The sequence below is a fragment of the Tianweitania sp. genome (assembly GCF_032053605.1).
In the GTDB taxonomy this organism is placed as follows: Bacteria; Pseudomonadota; Alphaproteobacteria; order Rhizobiales; family Rhizobiaceae; genus Tianweitania.
On record NZ_DAMBUH010000161.1, the window covers coordinates 1 to 4,974 of the forward strand.

The 4,974-nt window shown below is 61.6% G+C and carries 3 protein-coding genes and 1 pseudogene; all 4 read right to left on the reverse strand.

Going from position 1 to position 4,974, the window contains the following annotated elements; all coding sequences use genetic code 11:
• Positions 1-304, reverse strand: a 304-nt coding sequence (locus RTX98_RS19795; protein ID WP_312798585.1) for a biotin/lipoyl-binding protein, incomplete at its 3' end; no start/stop codon positions are given.
• 19 nt (positions 305-323) lie between these two features.
• Positions 324-2,504, reverse strand: a complete 2,181-nt coding sequence (locus tag RTX98_RS19800) for a type I secretion system permease/ATPase (protein WP_416223185.1) — start codon at positions 2,502-2,504, stop codon at positions 324-326.
• 127 nt (positions 2,505-2,631) lie between these two features.
• Positions 2,632-4,695, reverse strand: coding sequence for a type I secretion protein (locus RTX98_RS19805; RefSeq protein ID WP_312798587.1), 2,064 nt, complete (start codon positions 4,693-4,695; stop codon positions 2,632-2,634).
• 53 nt (positions 4,696-4,748) lie between these two features.
• Positions 4,749-4,974: pseudogene (locus RTX98_RS19810) on the reverse strand (hypothetical protein); the annotation flags it as partial.

The window sequence follows — 4,974 nt, forward strand, 5'->3', positions numbered from 1 at the left end:
TGGCCTGCGCCGCCGTCTTGTCCAGCCGGATCAAGGGTTGGCCGGCGGTGACCTTGTCGCCCTCGTTGATCAGGATCTCCTCGATAATGCCGCCTTCGAGATGCTGCACGATCTTGTTCTGCTCGGTGGCGACGAAGCTGCCTTGGGAGATGACGGCAGCGGCCAGAGGTGCGGTAAAGCCCCAGGCGCTGAAGCCGCCAAGAATGACGGCCAGCAGCACCATGCCAAAGATCGTGTGTTTGCGGATCGAGCGCGGCACCTCCGCATACCATTCGCCGCCGTGAACTGTGGCCAGGTCGGTCATGCGTCCTTCCCCCTCGCGCTCAATCAATCTGAATGTTGGAGAAAGGCCCGCCTTCGAGGTTCATGCCGCGCGCAGCCAGCGCGGTGAGAACCTCCTGCCGGGGACCGAACAGAACCACCGTGCCGTTAACCAGCACGAGCACCTTGTTGACGCTTTGCAGCAATGCGGGGCGCTGCGTGATCGTCACCACTGTGATCTTGTTCTGCTTGGCATGATCCAGCGCACGCGCTAGCGCCTGTTCGCCGAAGCTGTCGAGATTGGAGTTCGGCTCGTCTAGGATCACCATCTTCGGCGAACCGAAGAACGCGCGGGCCAGTGCGATGCGCTGCTTCTGGCCGCCCGACAGCGGCGAACCGTCGGCCGCCACCACCGTCTCGTAGCCATGTGGGAGCGAAGCGATCAGCTCATGCACGTCGGCAAGCTTGGCAGCTTCATAGATGTCGGCGTCGCTGGCATCCTCGCGCATGCGACCGATATTGGCCTTGATCGTGCCGGGAAAGAGCTGAACGTCCTGCGGCAGATAACCGATATTCTCGCCGAACTGGCGCTGGTCCCAATTTCTGAGATCCATCAGATCGAGCCGCACGGCGCCGGAGGTCGGCAGGATGGAGCCGACCAGCATCTTGCCGAGCGTCGTCTTGCCGGCACCCGAATTGCCGATGATCGCAAGGGAGTCGCCCGGCATGAGCGAGAAGGTCACGCCGTTCAGCACCACGCGCTTGGTACCGTTGGGAACGAAAAGCAGGCGTTCGACATCGAGCCGCCCTTCCGGGTTCGGCAACTTCAACCGCTCGAAGTTCATCGACGAGGTCTTCAGAAGCGTGGCGATGCGCTGATAGCTGGCGCGCGATTGCACCACCTGATGCCAGCCCTCGATCGCGCCTTCGATCGGCCCCAGCGCACGGCCAGCGATGATCGAAGCCGCGATCACCATACCGCCGGTCAGCTCGCCCTCGATCGACAAGAACGCGCCCCAGCCCAGCATCGAGACTTGGGTCAGAAGCCGGATCGCCTTCGACAACGAAGCGAAGCCAATATTGCGATCCTGCGCTTCCACCTGGGCGCTGAGCGATGACGCCGTGTCCCTACCCCACAACCGCACCGTTTCCGGGATCATCGCCAAAGCGTTGATGATCTGTGAATTGCGCGACATGGCGTCGAGATGAAGGTTCGACCGCACGAGATGGCCGTTGGCTTCGGCAAAATGCGCATGCGTCGCGCGCTGGTTGAAGATCGCCACGATCAAAAGCAGGAAGGACGACAGGATCACGATCGAGCCGAGATGCGGATGCACCAGGAACACCGCCACCAGAAAGACAGGTGCGACTGGCGCATCGAGCAGCGAAAGCAGCGTGCCGGAGGTCAGAAACGAGCGCAGCTGCTGCAAATCGCCCAGCACCTGATATTCGCGCCCGTTGCTTTGCAGGGACGCGCGGGCCGCCGCACTCAGGATCGGGGCGCCAAGTTGGGCCGCGACTTCCACCGCCGTACGCATCAGGATGAAGCGGCGCAGTGCATCCAGCACCGACTGCATCAGCACCGCACCCACGATCACCGTGGTCAGCATGATCAGCGTGTCGATCGAGCGGCTGGACAAGACACGGTCGGAGATCTGGAACAGATAGATGGGAATAGCCAGAACCAGCACATTGGTGGCCAGCGTGAACACCATCACGATCGCCAGGTTGTGCTTCACCGCCTTGATGCCGGCTTGCAGCGAATGGGAATAATCGACGGGGCCAAGCCGCTTGTGGAAAGACCCGCCGCCACCACCGCCGCCACCGCCCTTGCCGGTGTCTGAAGGCCCGCGTCCGCCCTGCGAAGGCTCCTTCTTCGGCGCTTCCACCGGACCGCGATCGGCTTCCAGCACCACCATGCCAGACGGCTTGGATTCGCTCTTCATCTCCGGTTCGGCAGGCGCTCGCGGTGCTTCGGGAAGAACCCGGCCTTCTGGCTTTGCGGTGTCTTTGGCTGAAGGCTGGGGAGTCTCAACCCGCGCGACCGGCGGGATGGCTTGAAAGGGGGCGGCAATAGGGATCTGCGCCGCCGGGCTTTGCGCCAGCGCCTTTGCGGCTTCAGGAACCACCACTGTGCGCTTCACGCCGGCGCGCTGCAGCATTTCCTGGTCGAACAGCTCGCCCAGCATCGTGTCGAGATTGGACAAGGTCTTGTCGATGGCTTCACTTGGGCCGCGCAGCATCTGCGTCAGCGGCTTGGATGCAGTGCTCGGTCTGGCATGCGTATCGTCCTGCGACGCCTCATCCGCCGGCTCCTCGCGGAACGGCTGGAAATCCCCCCGGTCGACCATGTGTGTTCTTACCTCTGACCTAACTCAGCATGCTATGCATGGGATCGACCGCGCCGTGATGGTCGGCGATCGTCGGTTTGGCGAAACTGTCATTCCAGTGATCGGACGGCGACGTGACGGCGTTGTCCTGCAGAAAGGCCACCGCCTCGTTCACCAGGTGGTCGGGATCAGCCAAGCCGAAGCTGGGTTTGCTGGACACAAGCTCGGCCTGCACCAGCATGGCGTCGGAATAGGTATGGCCGCCGGCATAGATCTTGCCGGAATAATCGACGTCGGTGATCCCGGCGAGATTGATGACCTGGTTGTTGCCCGTTGACACGGTCCAGTGGGCATTGGCGTCGGCCTTCACCTGATCCATCGCCAGAGCGATCTGATCACTGTCGCCGAGTATGTTGGTCTGCTTGATATAGTTCAGGTTGAGGAAATCGCCGGTGACGTAAAGCACGCGCAGACCCGCCATGCCCGCAAACATCGGGTCGTTCATGACACCGGCCGGCAGGCTCTCATTGCCGGCCGCAAAGTTTGCGGCGGCCTGCCCATAGGCATTCGGCAGGGCTTCAACGCCGGCGCCATGCATGTTGTGGATCGTGGCCTGGTTCCAAAGCAGGTTGCCCTGCGTCGACAACTGGAACTGGCTGTTGGTCTGGAAACCATCGACGCCGCCGACAAGATCGCTGTCGAGCAGAACGTTCATCTGGTGGATGATGTTGGCGTCGTAGATGCTTCCGCCAACGATGATCAGGTCGAAGAAGTGGCCGATCTGCTGAAGAAAAACATCGTTCAACTGCATGTTGTCACCGGTGGTGACGGTGGTCTTATATCCGCTCGACGACAACACCGCGATGTCGCTGTCGCTCATGAAAGCGAGCTGCTCGACCCAGGCCATGATGGTGAGGTCGCCATGCAGCGTCGTGATGGCCCATTGTGACGGGAATTGACCGGGTGCCAGCAGGTTCGCGGCGTGCTGCGGGCCGAGATCCGTTTGCTTGAACATGGCAATGTTGAAGGCTTGTGTCGGATCGCTGGCATCCAGCTGCCACCCATTCAGCCCATGCAACATCGAGCCGATCGCATCCTGATCGGCAAACACGTTGATCTGCACGATCGCGTCAAGCTGATGATAATCACCAACGGCGGCCATCACATGCGCGGCCGTCCACTGGTTGGCAATTTGCGCAGTATTCACCAGCGTGTTGCCGCCGGTCGACGCGTCGACGGACGAGTCCGCCAGAGCACCGCCATAGGCCGTGCTGCCGGTCGCACTCGCCGCGGTGGAGGGTGTATCCCCACCGAGGCGTATCGAGCTTGGAAGCGCACTGTCGTCTTCGGCGTCGTCCGGCTTGGTTTTGAGATAATCGTCCAGCTTCGGAAGATCGTCGGTCACCGCCACGCCGTTGACGAAGCTTTGGCCGAGCGGATCGCTCGTCACGAACAAGGAGAAGTCGTCGGCATCCACGCTTTGGTGATGCGCCGCGAAATCACGCAGCATGACGGTCACATTGTCGATGAAGTCGGCCAGCGCTGCCGTGTTGTCCGTCGTGCCGGTGGTATCCAGGCCCCAAAGCGGGGAAAGATCGTGCGCGGCATCCACGAGCTGCGCCAGCTGCGCATCGGGATCGCCAATCTGATGGAAAATCAAGCCGTGATGGCCGACGGAAGCATAATCGTCGTCGGACAGAACCGCTTCCTGATGGATCAGGGTTGCGATCGATCCTTGCGGGTCGAGCTGCCCATGGCCGCTACGCGATACATGCGCGGCATGGAGCGAGCGCGTTGCTTCAGCATCATGATCCGCAATGCGCGCCGACTTTGTCGGAAGCGGCCGATAGGACACCGTCGTGTCATGCACGACGCGAACCAGTTGAGACGGCTGCGGAAGGTACAAAACGCCGGGATCGAAATCCTCGAGATCGAGCGCGGCGTTTAAGGAAACCGGATGGCTGTCGGCATGCGACGGGTCGCGGTCGTGCTGCTGCTTTGCCGTAAATTCGTTGAAGGATTTACGCAGGCGCGCAGCCTCGGTGGTGACGTCGAACAGGCCCACGAAATGGGCGATGGCTTCGGTTGTCTTGTCGAGAAACACGGCTCAAGCCTCCGTCGGCACGACGTTGCGGCCGATTTGTGCTGTGTTGGAAGTTAGCCGCCGCTGTGGGTGCCGTGGTCGGAATCTTCGCCAGCCGTCATGCTGGACAGGCTGCCGCCAACCACCGTCATGTCGACGGCGTTCTGCTGCAGATTCGCACCCTGTGCCAGATGCTGGCTGAAGGCGCTGCCGTCGATCGAAGCATTCGCTCCGGCGCTGCTGGTGCCCGTGACGAAGCCGTCATCGCCATTGTTCGAGCCCCAGATACCGCCGTCACCA

What these genes read in the sequence shown, in the direction of transcription:
- RTX98_RS19800 (WP_416223185.1), bottom strand. Translation starts at nt 2,504, where the DNA reads ATGCTGCGCGGCCCAAGTGAAGCCATCGACAAGACCTTGTCCAATCTC.